The sequence below is a fragment of the Micromonospora sediminimaris genome (assembly GCF_016863575.1).
Lineage (GTDB): Bacteria > Actinomycetota > Actinomycetes > Mycobacteriales > Micromonosporaceae > Micromonospora > Micromonospora sediminimaris.
On sequence record NZ_BOPD01000033.1, the window covers coordinates 29,581 to 47,164 of the forward strand.

Here is a 17,584-nt window from a genome sequence, read left to right on the forward strand (position 1 = left end):
CGCTCACATCGGGCCCGGTACCGGCCTACGATCTGGCCTGTGGACTTTCCCGAGCTGGCCGCCCGCACCCGCAGGTTCAGCCACGGGGCGCCGCGTGCCGTCTCCGTGGCCGACGACGGTGCCCGGGTGGTCTTCCTACGCTCGGCCGGACCGGAGGACCCGGCCGACGCGCTCTGGCTGCTGGACGTGGCGACCGGCACGGAACGCCTGATCGCCGATCCGGGCACCCTGCTCGGCACCGACGCCGACCCCGACAGGCTGAGCCCGGGGGAACGCGCCCGGCGGGAGCGCCTGCGGTTGACCGCCTCCGGCATCGGCTCGTACGCCCTCGACGCCGCCGGACGGGTCGCGGTGTTCGCGCTGGCCGGGCGGCTGTTCCGGGCAGACCTGGTGCATGGCGACGTGATCGAGGTGCCCGCCGTCGGGCCGGTGCTCGACCCACGGCCGGACCCGAGCGGGCAGCGGCTGGCCTACGTGACCGACGCCGCCGAAGGGGTACGTCGGGGCGAGCTACGGGTGATCGACACCGACGGCGCCGACACCATGCTGGCCGGCGAGGACTCCGGCGTGCTCTGGGGACTGGCCGAGCACATCGCGGCGGAGGAGTTCGACAGGCACCGCGGCTACTGGTGGGCACCCGACGGCCGGTCGGTGCTCGCGGCCCGGGTCGACGAGTCCCGGCTGCCCCGCTGGCACCTGCACGATCCGGCACAGCCGGCCAGCCCGCCGACCAGCGTCGCGTACCCGGTGGCGGGTGGTTCCAACGCCGAGGTCAGCCTGCACCTGCTCGACCTCGACGGCGGCTGGGTCGACGTGCACTGGGACCGGGAGACGTACCCGTACCTGACCGCGGTGCACTGGGGTGAGGGCGCCCCGCTGATCACCGTGCTGCGTCGCGCCCAGCAGCACGGGCTGGTGCTCGCGGTCGATCCACGTACCGGGGAGACCCAGGTGCACGCCGAACTGGCCGACCCCCGCTGGGTCGAGCCGATCCCGGGCACCCCCGTGCACCTGCCCGACGGGCGGGTGCTGGTCGGCGGCGAGCTGGCCCACGACGGGTACGACGCACGCTGCCTGTTCGCCGACGGCACGTTGCTCACTCCACCCTCGCTGTACGTGCGCCGGGTGGTCGGCCGGCTCGCCGCCAGCAGTGGTCCGGCGGACCTGCTGGTCGAGGCGAGCGACGGCGAGCCGAGCGAACAGCACCTGTTCCGGGTCCGGACCAGCATCGGCGGCGGCGTGGACGCCCGCCGGCTGACCAGCGACGCCGGCTGGCACGTCGGCGCGGTCGGTGGCGGTGTGCTGGTCATCGGCAGCGCCTCGCTGGATCACCCGGGCGTCCGGTGGACGGTGCACCAGGGCGATCGCGAGGTGGGCACGCTGCGGTCGCTGGCCGCCACGCCCAGCTACTCCCCGCTGCCGCTGCTGGAACGGGTGACCGACCGTCGGCTTCCCTCGGCGGTGCTCTACCCGGACAACCACGTCACCGGCCGTCGGCTGCCGGTACTGCTGGACGTCTACGGCGGCCCGGGTCACCAGGAGGTGGTGGCCGCGCGCTCGGCCTGGCTGGAGCGGCAGTGGTGGGCCGACGCCGGCTTCGCGGTGGTGGTCACCGACAACCGGGGTACGCCGGGCATCGCCCCGTCCTACGAGAAGGCCATCCACCGCCGGGTGGCCGACGTGATCCTGCTCGACCAGGTGGAGGCGCTCACCGCGCTCGCCGACAAGCATCCCGACCTGGACCTGGACCGGGTCGCGGTGCGCGGCTGGTCGTTCGGTGGCTGGCTGGCCGGCCTGGCGGTGCTGCGGCATCCGGAGCTGTTCCGGTGCGGCATCGCCGGTGCGCCGGTCACCGACTGGGCCCTGTACGACACCGCGTACACCGAGCGGTACCTGGGTCTGCCCGCCGACGGCGAGGACGTCTACGCGCACCACTCGCTCGTGGAACTGGCCGCCGAGCCGGTCACCGACCCGGCGCACGCCCGACCGCTGCTGCTGGTGCACGGCATGGTCGACGACAACGTGGTGGCGGCGCACACGCTGCGGTTGTCGGCGGCGTTGCTGGCCACCGGCCGGCCGCACTCGGTGCTGCCGTTGACCAGCGGCACCCACATGGCCGCCGGTGGCCTCGCCGAACGCCTCCTCCGCCTGGAACTCGACTTCCTCCGCACCAACCTCGGGATGTGAGTCGGGGCTACGGTTCGACGTGGGCGTCGACAAGCGACGGGTAGCCGAAGACGCTGGAGACGAAGGCCCCGCCGGCCTTGGAGCCGTGTACCAGGTAGGCCACGTCGACGTAGAGCGGGACCACCGGGGCGTGCTCCCTCATGATCCGCTCATCGAGTCGCGCCCAGTGTGGGCCCTGTTCGCTCGGTGGCAGCGCGAGGATCCGGTCGAACTCGGCGTTGATCGTGGCATCGTTGAAGTACGACTCGTTGCTGTTGCCGGTGGCTCGGATGGCGCGACCGTCATAGAGGACCGGCAGGATCGACGCGCCGCTGGGCCAGTCGCCGGCCCACGAGCTGAGATAGAGATCCCACGGGTTGCCTCTCTTCTTGATCTCGTCGAACTTCGCGTCGTCCGGGATGTTCCGGATCGTGATGACGAATCCGGCGCGCTCCAGGTTGCCCTTGAGCTGCGTCGCCACCTGCTGCTCGACGGAACTGTCGGCGGCGCCGAGGACCAGTTCGGGACGCTGCCCGCCGAGCAGTTCCCGGGCCCTGTCCGGGTCGCCGTTCGGCCCTGCCGGATACGCGTCGTACGCCCGGTGCCCGATGGTGGCCGGTGGCATCAGGGTGGTCATCGGCACCGCGACGTGCGGCCCGCCGAGCACCTTCACCAGACCCTCCCGGTCGATGGCGTGGTTCAGCGCCTGGCGCACCCGCAGATCGGTGACCCGCTCGTTGTTGATGACCAGGTGGTTGGCGCTCGGCGTCGGCGACAGCAGCGTCCGGGACCGCAGCGCCGCGTCACCCGCGACCCGGGCGACCAGCGAGGCGGGCACGTAGTCCCAGGACAGGGCGCTCCGGTCGGTGCCGTTGTCGGCGATGATCCGGTTGGCAGCGGCGTCCGGGGTCGCGCCGAAACTCCACACGAAGCGGTCCGGGTACTGGTGGCGTACCGGATCCGTGCCGGCGTCCCAGTGTTCGTTGCGCTCCATCACGATCTCGATGCCCGGCCGGTAGCGGGTGACCTTGTACGGCCCCGACGAGAAGGGCGCATTGCCGAGGTTGACCCCGGTGTCCCGGTCGGGTGGCAGGGGCGCGGTCGACGGCAGTGACGCCGCGAACGGCAGGTCGCAGCGGGGCCTGGCGAACTCGAAGCGCAACGTCCGGGCGTCCGGCGTGGTCAGGCCCGGCGGCAGCGAGCCGCGGTTGGCGGTGAAGTCCCAGGCGGTGTCGTACTGCGGCGTGTCGGCCAGCCACTCCTGCAGGTAGGTGGGGCCGCCGGTCAGGTCCGGGTCGAAGGACCGGGCGATCCCGTACGCGATCTCCCTGGCCGTGACCGGTCGGCCGTCCTCGAAGCGCACCCCGTCCTTGACGGTGAACTCCCAGATCCGGCAGTCGTCGTTGACGTCGCGGCCGGGTGTCTCGGCGAGATCACCGACCAGCGTCAGGTTGCCCGCACCGTCGTCCTTCCAGGTGGTGAGGCTGCGCGCGACCAGCGGTACGGCCATCAGGCCGGCGAACGAGTACGTCCGTTGCGGATCCAGGTGGGAGATCGGCGTTTCGCGGAGGACGGTGAAGGTGCCACCACGCCGCGCGCCCGCCAACTCCGGCGCCGGGCCGGTCGAGTCCTTCGGGTCGGTGGCGATGACCCCGGTGGGTTGCCGGCCGGAGTCCACCGACGGGCTCCCGCCGGTGTTCGCCGGGCAGGCGCTCAAGGCCGCCACCAGCGCAAACGCGCCACTCACCGCAACCGCCACCCGTGGTCGCATCTGTTGCCTCCTCAGTCGTCGATGAGTCCGTGCCGTCCCGACCCGGCTCAGCTCAACCGGACCCGTGGGTCGATGACCGCGTAGAGCAGGTCCACCAGCAGGTTCGCCAGCACCACGAAGACCGCCGCGACCAGCACGGTGGCCATGATGGTCGGCAGGTCGCCGGCGCGTACGGCATCGACGGCGGTACGGCCGAGTCCCTGGATACCGAAGGTCGTCTCGGTGATCACCGTGCCGCCGAGCGCCGCGCCGACGTCGAGACCGGCGACGGTCACCACCGGAGCGATCGCTGCGCGCAGCGCGTGCCGGCCGTACACCGCCGGGCCGGACAGACCCTTCGCCCGGGCGGTACGCACGAAGTCCTCGTTCAACGTCTCCAGCAGTTGGGCCCGGAACAGTCGGGCGTAACCGGCGGAGAAGAGCAGCGCCAACGACAGCCAGGCGAGTACCAGGCCCCCGGCCCAGCGAACCGGGTCGTCGAAGATCGACGTGTAGCTCGGCACCGGCAGCCAACCCAGCGTGTACACGAAGACCAGCAGCAGCACCGCGCCGACGAAGTAGATCTGTAGGGAGGCACCGGCGAGCGTGAAGCCGATCGCGGCCCGGTCGATCCAGGTGCCACGGCGCAACGCCGACACCAGGCCCAGGCCCACCCCGAGCAGCAGCCACAGGACGGCCGCCGGGACGACGATGCTCAGCGTCACCGGCACCACCCGGACGAGGGTGTCGGTGACCGCCTCGTTGTTCACGTATGACCAGCCCAGGCAGGGCGCGTCACAGCGTCCGCCCTGGGCGCCGCCCAGATCCCGACCGGTGACGATGCCCAACATGTAGCCCGCGTACTGGTCGACGAGCGGATCGCTCAGCCCCAACTCCTGGCGTACCCGTTCCTGCCGCTCGGGGTTGCAGTTCTTCGGGCACATGCCGCTGACCGGGTCGCGGGGCAGGGCGAAGAACATCAGGAAGGTCAGTACGCTCACCGCGAAGAGGGTGAGCACGGCCGACAGGATCCGCTTGACCAGGAAGCGCGCCATCAGGGACGGCCCCGATCCGAGTCCGCAGGGCTCCGCCACGCTGTGCTTCTCGCGTTCATCCGGTCACCTCATCGGGGCGACTTCGGGTCCAGCGCGTCGCGCAGCGCGTCCCCGACCAGGTTGACGGCGAACACCAGCGCGAAGACCAGGACGCCGGGGAAGAAGACGAACGCCGGGTCGGTCTGAAGGTAGCCCAGGCTCTGGTAGATCATCCGGCCGAAGCTCGGTGTCTCCTCGGTCAGCCCGACACCGATGAACGACAGCGCCGCCTCACCGGTGATGAACTGCGGCACGGCGAGCGAGAACGACACCAGAATCGGCGCCCAGAGGTTCGGCAGCAACTGCCGGAACAGCATGTGCCCCGGACCTGCCCCGCTGGCCCGGGCCGCCGCCACGAACTCCCGCTCCCGCAGCGCGACCACCTGGCCCCGGACCAACCGGGCGGTGCCGGTCCACCCGAACACCGCGAAGATCACGATGAGTACGCCGACCCCGAAGGCCGGTGGCACCGCGTCCCGCTGTCCGTGCAGGCGCAGCGTCAGCGTGGGCGTCAACGCCAGGGCGACAATCAGGAACGGCAGCGCCAGGGTCAGATCCGTGATCCAGGTGACCACCGCGTCGAGCCAGCCGCCGAAATAGCCGGCCAGCGTGCCGAGCACGACACCGATCACCGCGGTGAGCACCGCCGCCGTGACCGCGACCAGAAGTGACGTCCGCAGGCCGTACACCAGCCGGATGAACACGTCCCGGCCCAGCCCCGGCTCCAGCCCGAAGAAGTGCTCCCCGGAGACACCACCGGCGTGGCCCAGTGGCAGGCCGAATCCGTCCAGCTTGCCCTGGAACTGGTCCTGCGGACCGATCCCGTACGCCAGCTCGATCAGCGGCGCGGCCAGCGCCACCAGCACGAACAGCATCAGCGTCGCCCCGCTGACCAACGCGGTACGGTCACCACGCAGCCGCAGCCAGACCAGTTGCCCGGGCGACGCCCCGACGGCCCGGCGGCCACGGGACCCGCCGGCCGCGCCGCCCGGCCCGATCGGGACCCGCACCGCGCCGTCCCCAGGTGAAAGGCTCATGCCGAGGCTCGCACCCGCTCCGGACGCAGCGGACCCGAGTCGGGGAAGTGGCAGGCGGTGGCCTGTCCGCCGCCGTCGCGCCGGGTCAGGGCCGGCTCCTCGACGGCGCACCGGTCGCGCGCCTTCGGGCAGCGGGTACGGAACCGGCAGCCCGAGGGCGGGTCGATCGGGCTGGCCGCGTCCGCGGCGAGCCGGAGCCAGCCGGCCGGGTCGAGCCGGCCGACCTGCGGCACCGCCGACAGCAGCGCCCGGGTGTACGGATGCTGCGGCCGCTCGTAGATGTCGTCCCGGTCCCCGATCTCGACGATCCGACCGAGGTACATGACCGCGACCTGCTGGCAGAGGTGCCGTACCACGGCAAGGTCGTGGGAGATCAGGACGAGGGCCAGCCCCAGGTCGCGGTGCAGTCGTCGGAGCAGGTTGACCACCTGGGCCTGGACCGAGACGTCCAGCGCCGAGACCGGTTCGTCGGCCACCACCAGCCGAGGTCCGGTCGCCAACGCCCTGGCGATGCCGACCCGCTGGCACTGGCCGCCGGAGAACTCGTGCGGATAGCGGTTGGCGTCCTCGGGATTCAGGCCGACCAGCTCCATCAGCTCCCGGACGCGCGCCTTGGTTCCGCCCGGCGGACTGATCCGGTTGACCCGCAACGGCATGGCGATGATCTGGCCGACCGGGTGCCGGGGGTTCAGCGAGGCGTACGGGTCCTGGAAGATGATCTGGAGTTGGGCGCGGAGCGGGCGCAGCTGCCGCCGCCCGGCCCGGGTGAGGTCGCGGCCGGCGAACTCGATGCTGCCGCCGGTCGGCTCCAGCAGCCGCACCAGCAACCGGGCCGTGGTGCTCTTGCCGCAGCCGGACTCGCCCACCAGAGCGAGCGTTCCGCCCGCCTGCACCTCGAAGTCCAGCCCGTCCACGGCCCGTACCGGGCCGCACCGACCACTGCCGCTCCGCACCGGAAAGTGCTTGGTCAGGCCACGGACGCGCAGCAGCGGACCGGATTGGTCGACCATCCCGACGGTCACCGCGCCACCCCCACCCGGGTGGTCTCCTCGGCCTGGCGTCGGATGCGTTCCCGAGTCGGGAGATGGCACGCCAGCCGGTGCCCGCCCGTCCCGACGGCACGCAGCTGGGGTGGCTCGGTGCGGCACCGGTGACCGACGGGTTCGGTGTGCCGGCAACGCGGGTGGAAAACGCAACCGTCCGGCAGGTCGAGCAGGTTCGGCGGCAGCCCCGGTATCGGCCTGAGGTCGGCCTCGGGGTCACCCCGCAACGACGGCACGCTGGCGAGCAGACCCCAGGTGTACGGATGCTGTGGCGTCCGCAGCACCTGCCCGGCGTGGCCCCGCTCCATCACCCGGCCGGCGTACATCACCAGCACGTCGTCGGCGACCTGACCGACCACGCCGAGGTCGTGCGTGATCAGGACGATCGCGGTGCCGTACTCGGCCTGCACGTCGGTAAGCAGCTCCAGGATCTGCGCCTGCACGGTGACGTCCAGCGCGGCCGTCGGCTCGTCGGCGATCAGTAGGGCGGGATCGTTCACCAGCGCCATGGCGATCATCGCCCGCTGGCGCAGACCGCCGGAGAGCTCGTGCGGGTACTGGTCGTACCGCCGGTCCGGCTGCGAGATGCCGACCCGGTCCAGCATCTCGACCACCCGCCGACGCGTCTCGGCGCGCCCGGCCCGCCGGTGGTGCACCCGGTACGCCTCGGCGATCTGCCGGCCGACCGGATGGTACGGGTGCAGCGCCGAGAGCGGATCCTGGAAGATCATCGCCACGTCCCGGCCACGCAGCCGGCGAAGCGCGGCCTCCGGTCGACCGACCAGCCCGTGCCCAGCGACGGTGATCTCACCGGCCACGGTGGCCCGACGCGGGTCGTGCAGGCCGAGAAGGGCCAGCGCGAGGGAACTCTTGCCCGCCCCGGACTCGCCGACCACGCAAAGGGTGCGGCCGCGCTCGACGGTGAACGAGACCCCGTCGACCGCGCGCACCATGCCGTCGGTGCTGGTGAAGTCCACCCGCAGGTCGGTCACTCGCAGGTAGGGGTCCACGATCGCCTCCCTCCGCCCACGACGAAGGGAACTACCACCGCTTCATGCAGCCGAAATTAGCTACCACCCCCGTCGTCCCGAAAGGATCCCACGAACCGTCCCCCACCGCACCACTGCCGGTCACCACCGACTGCCGCGCTGGTCGCACGGAAGGTGCGACCATGGGGGGCAGCCCGGCAGGCAGGATCCCGGCGAGACGAGCGGAGGTGACCATGACCGTGGCGGTGTTCGACCACGAGGGCCCGTGGACCGAGGAGGAGTACCTCGCCCTCGGCGAGACCTCCCAGCGCGTCGAACTCTTCGACGGGAGCCTGCACGTGACCCCAGCCCCCACCCCACGCCACCAGAACATTTCCGGTGAGCTGCACGCGACACTGCGCGGCCCGGCCAGGGAGGCCGGACTGCACGTTCTGGAGGGGGTGAACGTCCGGCTCCGACCCGGCCGCATCCCCATTCCCGACCTGGTCATCACCGGCCCGATCGACTTCGACGCGCCAAACGTGGAGGCCGTCGACGTCCATCTCGTCTGCGAGATCATCTCGCCGAGCAACGCGGCCACCGACAAGGTGCTCAAGATGCACTACTACGCCGCCGCGGGCATCGAGTGGTACCTGCTCATCGAGCAGGCGAGCGGCGCTCTCCACCTTTACCGCAAACGCGGTCGGCACTACGTGGTGGAGAGTGCGACCGAGCCGGGCCAGGTTCTGGTGCTCACCGAACCAGTCAAAGCGACCATCCGGCCTGAGGACCTGCTTCCCTGACGGTTGTCGGTCGGGTCGCCTAGGGTCGGGCCATGAGCGACCGCATGGACACCGGGGCAACGCGTCTCGTGAACGCGCACGATGAGGCGTCGCCGTGAGCGAATTCGAGGTGGCCGAGGCGGCGGTGCAGGCGGCGCTGGACGCTGGTGCCCGGTACGCCGACGTTCGGGTGATGCACCGGCGCTACGAGTCGATGACCGCCCGCAACGGCGACATCGAGTCGCTCGACCAGGACGAGAGCGTCGGTCTGGGCGTACGCGCGTTGGTGGGTTCGAGTTGGGGCTTCCACGCCGTGCCGGAGCTGTCCGACCTGGCCGCCCGCGACGCCGGCCACCGGGCCGCGCGGACCGCGGCGGTCAGTGCGCTGGTCTCCGGCCCACCCGTCGACCTGGTCGCGTCCACCCCGGTCACGGCGAGCTGGTCCTCGCCCTGCGAGGTCGACCCGCTCGGCGTCTCCCTCGCCGTCAAGGGCGACCTGCTGGTGGCCGCCACCCGCACCATGACCGAGCACGGTGCCGACCTCGCCGAGGGGCTCTACCAGATCTGGGACACCGCCAAGTGGTTCGTCTCCAGCGAGGGGCACCGCATCGACCAGCGCATCCGCGAGTGCGGCGGTGGCATCTCGGCCACTTCCGTCGGCGCCGGTGAGACCCAACGCCGGTCCTGGCCGAGCTACCGCGGCCAGTACGGCACCACCGGCTGGGAGCTCGTCGACTCGCTGGAGCTGACCGCACACGCGGCACGGATCGCCGAGGAGTCGCGGGCACTGCTGACCGCACCGCTCTGCCCCAGCGGCGAGACCGACCTGATCCTCGGCGGCGAGCAGTTGGCCCTGCAGATCCACGAGTCGGTCGGGCACGCCATCGAGTTGGACCGGATCCTCGGCTGGGAGGCGGCCTTCGCCGGCACCTCATGGCTGGATCTCGCGCAGCTCGGTTCGCTGCGGTACGGCTCCGAGCTGATGAGCATCACCATCGACCCGACCATCCCCGGCGCCCTGGGCAGTTTCGGCTACGACGACGAGGGCTCACCGGCGGTCAAGCGCGACGCGGTGCGGGACGGCCGCTGGGTGGGCGTGCTGGCGGGCCGGGACTCGGCCGCCGTCGCGGGCCTCGATCACGGCGGCAGCGTACGCGCCGACGGGTGGGCGCGACTGCCGATGGTACGGATGACAAACGTGGGCCTGGAACCGGGCCCGCACACCCTGGAGGAGATCGTCGCCGCCACCGACGAGGGGGTGCTGATGGACGTCAACCGTTCCTGGTCCATCGACGACAAGCGGCTGAACTTCCAGTTCGGCTGCGAGATCGGCTGGGAGATCCGCAACGGCCGGCGCGGACGGATGCTGCGCAACCCGACGTACACCGGTATCGGTCCGCTGTTCTGGCGTTCGATGGACATGCTCTCCTCGGAGACGGTGCCGTGGGGCACCCCGAACTGCGGCAAGGGCCAGCCCGGCCAGATCGGGCACACCGGGCACCCGTCGGCACCGGCCCGCTTCCGCAACGTCCGGGTGGGGGTACGCGCGTGACCGAACATGAGCGGGCCACCCGTCGACACGCCGTGGTGACGCCGTACGTCGTCGCCGACCACCGGGAGGCGGCGTGAGTGGCACCCCCGTGCCGGCCGGCGACACCGAGTTGGACGTCGCCGGCCGCGTGGTGGACCTGGTCGCCCGACTGGCCGGGCCGGCCGCGCAGGCGGAGGTGACGGTGACCCGGGCCGAGTCGGCGTTGACCAGATTCGCCAACTCGGCGATCCACCAGAACGTGGCCGCGTCCTCCGTGGACGTCCGCCTGCGGGTCCACCTGGCCGGGCGTACCGCCGCCGGCAGCGGAAACGCGGTCACCACCGACGGGTTACGCACGCTGGTGGAGCGGGTGCTGGCGGCGGCCCGGTTCACTCCACCGGATCCGGCCTGGCCGGGGCTCGCGCCCGCGGCACCGGTGGCGCCCTCGCCGGGGTGGGATCCGGCCACGGCACACGCCGGCCCGGACCAACGGGCCGCCCTGGTCCGGGCGTTCGTCGACGCGGCCGGCGGGTTGGTGACCGCGGGCTACTGCCGCACCGGTTACCGCGTGGCGGCGTTCGCGAACTCGGCCGGCCACTTCGCACAGGGGCAGGCGGCAGATGCGGCGATGGACGGCATCGCCCGGGCCGACGGCGCGGACGGCACGGCCCGACAGCACGTCGACCGGGTCGCCGACCTCGACGGCACCGACCTGGGGCGGCGGGCCGCCGCGAAGGCGCGAGCAGCGGCCCAACCGGTCGAGCTGTCGCCCGGGCGCTATCCGGTGGTGTTGGAGCCGCCAGCCGTCGCGGACCTGCTTTCGAACCTGGCCTGGTACGGCTTCAACGGCCGGCGGTACGCCGAACGTCAGTCGTTCGCCGTACCCGGCACGGCTCAGTTCGATCGGGCGGTGACCCTGGTCGACGATCCACTCGCGGCCTCGGGGCTCCCGTTCGACCTGGAAGGTACGCCGAGCCGGGCACTGACCCTGGTGGACGCCGGCACCACGAGCGCCGTGGTCCACGATCGGCGCAGCGCCGCAGAGCTGGGTGTCGCCTCGACCGGGCACGCCTGGGCCGGCAGCGCCACCTTCGGCCCGATCCCCCGCAACCTACGCCTGGCCCCTGCCGGCACGGCGGGCGCAGCCGACCCGACGGGCGTTTTCGTGGCTGGCGGTCACGGGGTCGGCGGCCCGGCAGTGGACGGCGCGATCGGGGATCCGGACACCGCCGCCCTGGTCTCCCGGATGGAGCGCGGCCTGCTGGTCAGCGACCTCTGGTACACCCGGGTCCTGGATCCGCTGAGTCTGGTCGTCACCGGCCTGACCCGCAACGGGTTGTGGCTGGTCGAGGACGGTCGGGTCACCCGAGCGGTCCGCGACCTGCGCTTCACCGAGTCGTACCCGCGGGCGCTCGCGCCCGGTGCGGTACTGGAGCTGGGTCGGCGCGCGGTACGCCTGCCGGACCGCGCGGACGGTGCCTGGTGGGCGGCGCCGTCGCTGCGGCTGGCCTCGTGGAACTTCACCGGCGGCGCCTCCGGTTGACCGTTTGTCGATCTTTTCCGGGCACCCGAATATTGATCATGGAGAGAGGCTTTCCAAAGAGCGGGACACACGGGACACTGCCTTGCGCGGACGGCCCGCCTAGATCGGCGTAACGTGTGTCACTTAGCTGCTCCGGTACGCCGGTGCGGTCGTTGGTGTGCGCATGACGCGGCAGGCGGGTGCGGGTTCGCCCGTCCGCGTGCCGCCCGGAAGTGTTCCGCCGCCCGTGACAGGGCCCCGTCAGGGAGACGACGCGAATGACATCATCGGCAACGAAACCGCGAGGCGTGCGCGCACGCGCCGCCATCGCGGCGAAGACGTTGCGGACGGACCGTTGGTGGTTTGCCCCGCTGATCACGGTAATCGGGCTCAGTGCGTGGGTAGCGTACGCGACGGTCCGGGTCTTCATGCACGACTTCTACTGGGTCGAGGACTACCACTACCTGACCCCGTTTTACTCTCCGTGCGTGACCGACCGGTGCCTACCGGAGGCCTCCCACTTCGGGCAGTACCTGCCCGGTTGGTGGATCATTCCGGACGCCGCGTTCACCCTGCCGTTCCTGCTGCTGTTCCGGCTCACCTGCTACTACTACCGCAAGGCGTACTACCGGTCGTTCTGGCTGTCGCCGCCGGCCTGCGCGGTGCCTGACGGTCACGCCTCCTACGGCGGTGAGACCCGGTTCCCGCTGATCGTGCAGAACTCGCACCGGTACTTCTTCTACTTCGCCGCGATCATCTCGTTGATCAACACCTGGGACGCGATCCTGGCCTTCCACAGCCCCGAGGGCTTCGGCTTCGGGCTGGGCAACCTGATCCTGCTCGGCAACGTGGTCATGCTCTGGGCGTACACGATCTCCTGCCACTCCTGCCGGCACATCATCGGCGGGCGACTGAAGAACTTCTCCAAGCATCCCGTCCGCTACCGGGCCTGGGGTTACGTCTCCTGGCTCAACGTCCGGCACATGCAGCTCGCCTGGATCACGCTCGGCACACTGGCCCTGACCGACTTCTACGTCATGGCCGTCTCCGCTGAGTGGATCTCCGATCTGCGGTTCATCAACTGAGGGCCCCTGACATGACGACCACTACCACTCGCATCGAACGACACCACTACGACGTCGTCGTGATCGGGGCCGGCGGCGCCGGCCTGCGCGCGGCGATCGAGGCGCGGCTGGCCGGCAAGAAGACCGCCATCATCTCCAAGTCGCTGTTCGGCAAGGCGCACACGGTGATGGCCGAGGGCGGCGCCGCCGCGGCCATGGGGAACGTGAACAGCCGGGACAGCTGGCAGGTGCACTTCCGGGACACCATGCGCGGCGGCAAGTTCCTCAACAACTTCCGGATGGCGGAGCTGCACGCCAAGGAGTCGCCGCAGCGGATCTGGGAGCTGGAGACGTACGGCGCGCTGTTCGACCGCACCAAGGACGGCAAGATCTCGCAGCGCAACTTCGGCGGCCACGAGTACCCCCGACTGGCCCACGTCGGCGACCGGACGGGCCTGGAGCTGATCCGCACCCTCCAGCAGAAGATCGTCTCGTTGCAGCAGGAGGACAAGCGCGAGCACGGCTCGTACGACGCCCGGATCAAGGTCTTCTCCGAGACCACCATCACCGAGCTGCTGCTGGACGGGGACCGGATCGCCGGCGCCTTCGGCTACTACCGGGAGTCCGGCGAGTTCGTCCTCTTCGAGGCACCCGCCGTGGTGCTCGCCACCGGTGGCGTCGGCCGGTCCTACAAGGTCACCTCGAACTCCTGGGAGTACACCGGAGACGGTCACGCGCTGGCGCTGCGCGCCGGAGCCACTCTGATCAACATGGAGTTCCTCCAGTTCCACCCGACCGGCATGGTCTGGCCGCCGTCGGTCAAGGGCATCCTGGTCACCGAGTCGGTCCGCGGCGACGGTGGCATCCTGAAGAACTCCGAGGGCAAGCGGTTCATGTTCGACTACGTCCCGGACGTCTTCCGCAAGCAGTACGCGGAGACGCCCGAGGAGGCGGACCGCTGGTACGACGACCCGGACAACAACCGGCGTCCGCCGGAGCTGCTGCCCCGCGACGAGGTCGCCCGGGCGATCAACAGCGAGGTCAAGGCCGGTCGGGGTACGCCGGCCGGCGGCGTCTACCTGGACATCGCCTCCCGGCTGCCGGCCGACGAGATCCGTCGTCGCCTGCCGTCGATGCATCACCAGTTCAAGGGGCTGGCCGACGTCGACATCACCAAGGAGCCGATGGAGGTCGGCCCGACGTGTCACTACGTGATGGGTGGCGTGGAGGTCGACCCGGACAGCGGCGCCGCGTACGGCTCGGTGCGTGGGCTGTTCGCCGCCGGTGAGGTCTCCGGCGGCATGCACGGCTCCAACCGACTGGGCGGCAACTCCCTGTCCGACCTGCTGGTCTTCGGCAAGCGGGCGGGCGGGCACGCGGCCACCTACGTCGACCAGCTGACCGGCCGACCCCGGGTGGCGGTGACGGCTGTGGAGACGGCTGTGGAGACCGCCCTGGCGCCGTTGCAGCGGGACACCGGCGAGAACCCGTACACCCTCCAGCAGGACCTCCAGGCGGTGATGGGGGATCTCGTAGGCATCATCCGGCGGGAGGCCGAACTGGAGGATGCGCTGGCCCGACTGGCGGAGTTGCGCGAACGGGTGGCGAAGGTCAGCGCCGCGGGCGGCCGGCGGTACAACCCGGGCTGGCATCTCGCGCTCGACCTGCGCAACATGCTTGTCGTCTCCGAGTGCACCGCGAAGGCGGCGCTGGAGCGTCGCGAGTCGCGCGGCGGCCACACCCGCGAGGACTTCCCCACCATGGATCCGCAGTGGCGACGGGTCAACCTGGTCTGCTCGCTGGTGGGCGACGCCGTCCGACTGGAGCGCAAGCCGCTGCCGAAGATGCGCTCCGAGTTGATCGGCCTGTTCGACCGCGCCGAGTTGGCCAAGTACCTCACCGACGAGGAACTCACCGAGTTCGACGCCCTCGTCGCCGCCGATGCCGCTGCTGCGGCCACCGACGCTGACGCCGAGAAGGAGAACCGCTGATGGGAACGAAGCGCCAGTTCCGGATCTGGCGGGGTGACGCCGACGGCGGCGACCTGCAGGACTACACGGTCGAGGTCAACGAGGGCGAGGTGGTCCTCGACGTGATCCACCGGTTGCAGGCCACCGACGCGCCCGACCTGGCCTGCCGGTGGAACTGCAAGGCCGGCAAGTGCGGCTCCTGCTCGATGGAGATCAACGGGATGCCCAAGCTCGGCTGCATGACCCGGATGTCGACGTTCGAGGAGAACGAGACGATCACGGTGACCCCGTTGCGGACGTTCCCGATCATCCGGGACCTGGTCACCGACGTGTCCTTCAACTACGAGAAGGCGCGGGAGACGCCCGCCTTCGCTCCACCGCCCGATCTGGCCCCCGGCGACTACCGGATGCAGCAGGTCGACGTGGAGCGCTCGCAGGAGTTCCGTAAGTGCATCGAGTGCTTCCTGTGCCAGAACGTCTGCCACGTGATCCGGGACCACGACGAGAACAAGCAGGCGTTCTCCGGTCCCCGGTACTTCATCCGGGCCGCGGAGCTGGACATGCATCCGCTGGACACCAGGACCGACCGTAAGGACTACGCGCAGACCGAGCAGGGCCTGGGCTTCTGCAACATCACCAAGTGCTGCACCGAGGTCTGCCCCGAGCACATCAAGATCACCGACAACGGGATCATCCCCATGAAGGAACGGGTCGTCGACCGCAGGTACGATCCACTTGTGTGGCTCGGTAGCAAGATCTTCCGGAGGGGTCAGGTGCCTCAGACCAGCGTGACCAGCGGACACTCCCCGGGCGCGGTGCGCTCCAGCGCCGCGGGCGGCGGTGTGCACTCACACGCCGGCGGCTCCCATGACGCCCAGGCCGAGGTGCAGGCTCAGCAGGGCGTCAACTGGCACCGCGAGGTGCCCCACCCGACCGCCCCGGCGGTCGACGCCAGCGGCAAGCTCCCCCTGACGGAGCTCACCTTCGACCGCGCCGCCGCCCCCAGCCCGTTCGGCGACGACGTCACCTTCCCGCTCCCCCCCGAGCACCTGAACTTCGCCCACCCCGACCAGGACAAGCCCAACCACTAACCACCCGAGCGACACCGGGGGCCGCGGCATCCGCCGCGGCCCCCGCCCCATTCCCGCCCCAACCTGTTGACCAAGAGGTTCTGGTCCCCGGAGAGCGTTCTCCGAGACCAGAACCTCTTGATCATCGCGAGGGTAGGAGGAGGGGGCGGAGGGCGGCGACTATGGGGGCGTCGGCGGGGAGCCAGGTGACGGTGTCCAGGTCGGTGGCGGAGAGCCAGCGTAGGGCGGAGTGTTCGAGGGCCTGGGGTTCGTCGTCGTACAGGAGGCGCGCGGCGTACACCTTGAGGACGGAACGACCGTGTGCCATCCGGACGTCACGGCCGACCCGCGCACCGATCTCCACGCGTACGGCCAGTTCCTCGACGCACTCGCGGGCCAGCGCCGCCGTCTCACTCTCCCCCGGCTCCACCTTGCCCCCGGGGAACTCCCACATGCCCGCCACCTCGGGCGGGGCGGATCTGGCGCAGGCGAGCACCCGCCCGTCCCTGATGATGGCCGCGCCGACGATCACCTTCGGATCGCGCCGTACGGCTTGTCCGCCGCCGTTCGCCCGTTCGGTCCGCACGGGCGTCCAGAGTGCCAGATCAATCGGCGGTTTGGGTAGCTTGGTCGTCCGTCAGGCCAGGAATCCCCAGAAGTGTGGGCGTGGACACACCCTCCGTGCGACGTAAGACTAGAGGCACCGACAAAGACACGGGGCGGCGACGATTTGGCCACAAGCCGGCAACGAAGCCTGGGAGGAGCGGTGATGCGGGCGCTGTTTGGCGGTCGGACGAAACACGACTACCTCAGCGACGCCCTCACCCTACTGTCCGGTTGGACGCGTGAGGGTGAGCAGATCCGGCGCACTCTCGTCATCGACGACACGCAGCACGCGGCGCTCACCGAGCGGGTGAAGGTGGTCGCCGACGCGCTGCATCTGCGCCCCGAGATCCGCCGGCGCGCCGATCACACCCAGATCCGGGTCGGGCACGGCAGCGAGCCCCTCTCCGAGGGCGAGGTCCTGCTGGCCGCCCGCATCGAGGACGCCTACCGCGCGGTCACCGAGGGCTGACGGTGCGTCCGCTGGCGGACGCTGCCTACCGTGGGCACCATGGCCAACGCGACCTATGACCGCAAGGAACAGTTCCAGCAGATCCAGAGCGGGCTGCTCGACGGTGAACAGATCATCGCCGTCTACGACGCCGTCGGCACCGGCACCGGCTTCATCGGGCTGACCGACCGGCGCGTCATCATCCAGGACCGCTCGTTCGTCGGCAAGAAGTACGCGATCACCAGCATCCCGTACTCGAAGATCACCAGCGTGAGCGTGGTCAGCAACAAGTCGTGGGGCGGTTCGTTCTTCTCCACCGGCGCGATCGCCATCCACGTCGGTACGCACACCTACGAGGTGGAGTTCCGGGGCGACCAGAAGAGCCACCACGTGCACAACGTGATCCTGCACTACATCAGCTGACCAACTTCCCGGGTCGCGCAGCGGATCAGCGCGCCCGGTGAATTCCAGTTGCCGCCGGCCACCAATGCCGATTGGCTCACGAGCCAGCCGAACGAAGGGAGCGACGACAT

General features: G+C 70.6%; 15 protein-coding genes. 9 read left to right on the forward strand and 6 right to left on the reverse strand.

Features of this window, described 5'->3' with window-relative positions:
- Positions 1-39: 39 nt before the first annotated feature.
- Entirely contained in the window at positions 40-2,187 is a 2,148-nt protein-coding gene (locus Vse01_RS23735) for a S9 family peptidase (RefSeq protein WP_093405091.1), read from the forward strand.
- 7 nt (positions 2,188-2,194) lie between these two features.
- Here Vse01_RS23735 and Vse01_RS23740 read toward each other — a convergent pair whose 3' ends face one another.
- From Vse01_RS23740 to Vse01_RS23760, 5 genes are all read right to left on the reverse strand, one after another.
- The gene (locus Vse01_RS23740; RefSeq protein ID WP_093405089.1) at positions 2,195-3,937 is read right to left on the reverse strand and encodes an ABC transporter substrate-binding protein; all 1,743 of its coding nucleotides are present in this window, start codon (positions 3,935-3,937) and stop codon (positions 2,195-2,197) included.
- 47 nt (positions 3,938-3,984) lie between these two features.
- A complete protein-coding gene (locus Vse01_RS23745) occupies positions 3,985-4,971 on the reverse strand; it encodes an ABC transporter permease (protein ID WP_093405087.1) in 987 nt (328 codons plus the stop codon).
- A 68-nt stretch (positions 4,972-5,039) separates the two neighbouring features.
- A complete protein-coding gene (locus tag Vse01_RS23750) occupies positions 5,040-6,047 on the reverse strand; it encodes an ABC transporter permease (protein ID WP_093405085.1) in 1,008 nt (335 codons plus the stop codon).
- Positions 6,044-7,057 (reverse strand): ABC transporter ATP-binding protein, encoded by a 1,014-nt coding sequence (locus Vse01_RS23755; RefSeq protein ID WP_093405083.1) that lies wholly within the window; start codon positions 7,055-7,057, stop codon positions 6,044-6,046. Before Vse01_RS23755 ends, Vse01_RS23750 begins: the two co-directional genes overlap by 4 nt.
- A gap of 8 nt (positions 7,058-7,065) precedes the next feature.
- Positions 7,066-8,043, reverse strand: coding sequence for an ABC transporter ATP-binding protein (locus Vse01_RS23760; RefSeq protein WP_093405483.1), 978 nt, complete (start codon positions 8,041-8,043; stop codon positions 7,066-7,068).
- A 269-nt stretch (positions 8,044-8,312) separates the two neighbouring features.
- Here Vse01_RS23760 and Vse01_RS23765 point away from each other — a divergent pair, with 269 nt between their 5' ends.
- The 6 genes from Vse01_RS23765 (at position 8,313) to Vse01_RS23790 (ending at position 16,018) form a co-directional block, all read left to right on the forward strand.
- Entirely contained in the window at positions 8,313-8,861 is a 549-nt protein-coding gene (locus tag Vse01_RS23765; RefSeq protein ID WP_093405081.1) for a Uma2 family endonuclease, read from the forward strand.
- A gap of 94 nt (positions 8,862-8,955) precedes the next feature.
- Positions 8,956-10,392, forward strand: coding sequence for a TldD/PmbA family protein (locus tag Vse01_RS23770; RefSeq protein WP_093405079.1), 1,437 nt, complete (start codon positions 8,956-8,958; stop codon positions 10,390-10,392).
- Positions 10,393-10,465: 73 nt separating this feature from the next.
- The gene (locus Vse01_RS23775; protein ID WP_093405077.1) at positions 10,466-11,914 is read left to right on the forward strand and encodes a TldD/PmbA family protein; all 1,449 of its coding nucleotides are present in this window, start codon (positions 10,466-10,468) and stop codon (positions 11,912-11,914) included.
- 257 nt (positions 11,915-12,171) lie between these two features.
- Positions 12,172-12,978, forward strand: coding sequence for a succinate dehydrogenase subunit SdhC (gene sdhC, locus Vse01_RS23780; RefSeq protein ID WP_093405074.1), 807 nt, complete (start codon positions 12,172-12,174; stop codon positions 12,976-12,978).
- Positions 12,979-12,989: 11 nt separating this feature from the next.
- Positions 12,990-14,948, forward strand: a complete 1,959-nt coding sequence (locus Vse01_RS23785; protein ID WP_093405072.1) for a fumarate reductase/succinate dehydrogenase flavoprotein subunit — start codon at positions 12,990-12,992, stop codon at positions 14,946-14,948.
- Positions 14,948-16,018: a succinate dehydrogenase/fumarate reductase iron-sulfur subunit gene (locus Vse01_RS23790; protein WP_093405069.1), complete on the forward strand. Its 1,071-nt coding sequence runs from the start codon at positions 14,948-14,950 to the stop codon at positions 16,016-16,018. The genes Vse01_RS23785 and Vse01_RS23790 overlap by 1 nt, the downstream gene beginning before the upstream one ends.
- A 121-nt stretch (positions 16,019-16,139) precedes the next feature.
- Here Vse01_RS23790 and Vse01_RS23795 read toward each other — a convergent pair whose 3' ends face one another.
- On the reverse strand, positions 16,140-16,583 hold the full coding sequence (locus tag Vse01_RS23795; protein WP_093405068.1) for a (deoxy)nucleoside triphosphate pyrophosphohydrolase: 444 nt from the start codon (positions 16,581-16,583) through the stop codon (positions 16,140-16,142).
- A gap of 183 nt (positions 16,584-16,766) precedes the next feature.
- Between Vse01_RS23795 and Vse01_RS23800 the strand changes: the two genes are divergently transcribed.
- Together Vse01_RS23800 and Vse01_RS23805 are read left to right on the forward strand one after the other, a co-directional pair.
- Positions 16,767-17,072, forward strand: a complete 306-nt coding sequence (locus Vse01_RS23800; RefSeq protein WP_093405066.1) for a 4a-hydroxytetrahydrobiopterin dehydratase — start codon at positions 16,767-16,769, stop codon at positions 17,070-17,072.
- Between the two features lie 39 nt (positions 17,073-17,111).
- Positions 17,112-17,474, forward strand: a complete 363-nt coding sequence (locus tag Vse01_RS23805) for a PH domain-containing protein (protein ID WP_093405480.1) — start codon at positions 17,112-17,114, stop codon at positions 17,472-17,474.
- Positions 17,475-17,584 lie beyond the last annotated feature (110 nt).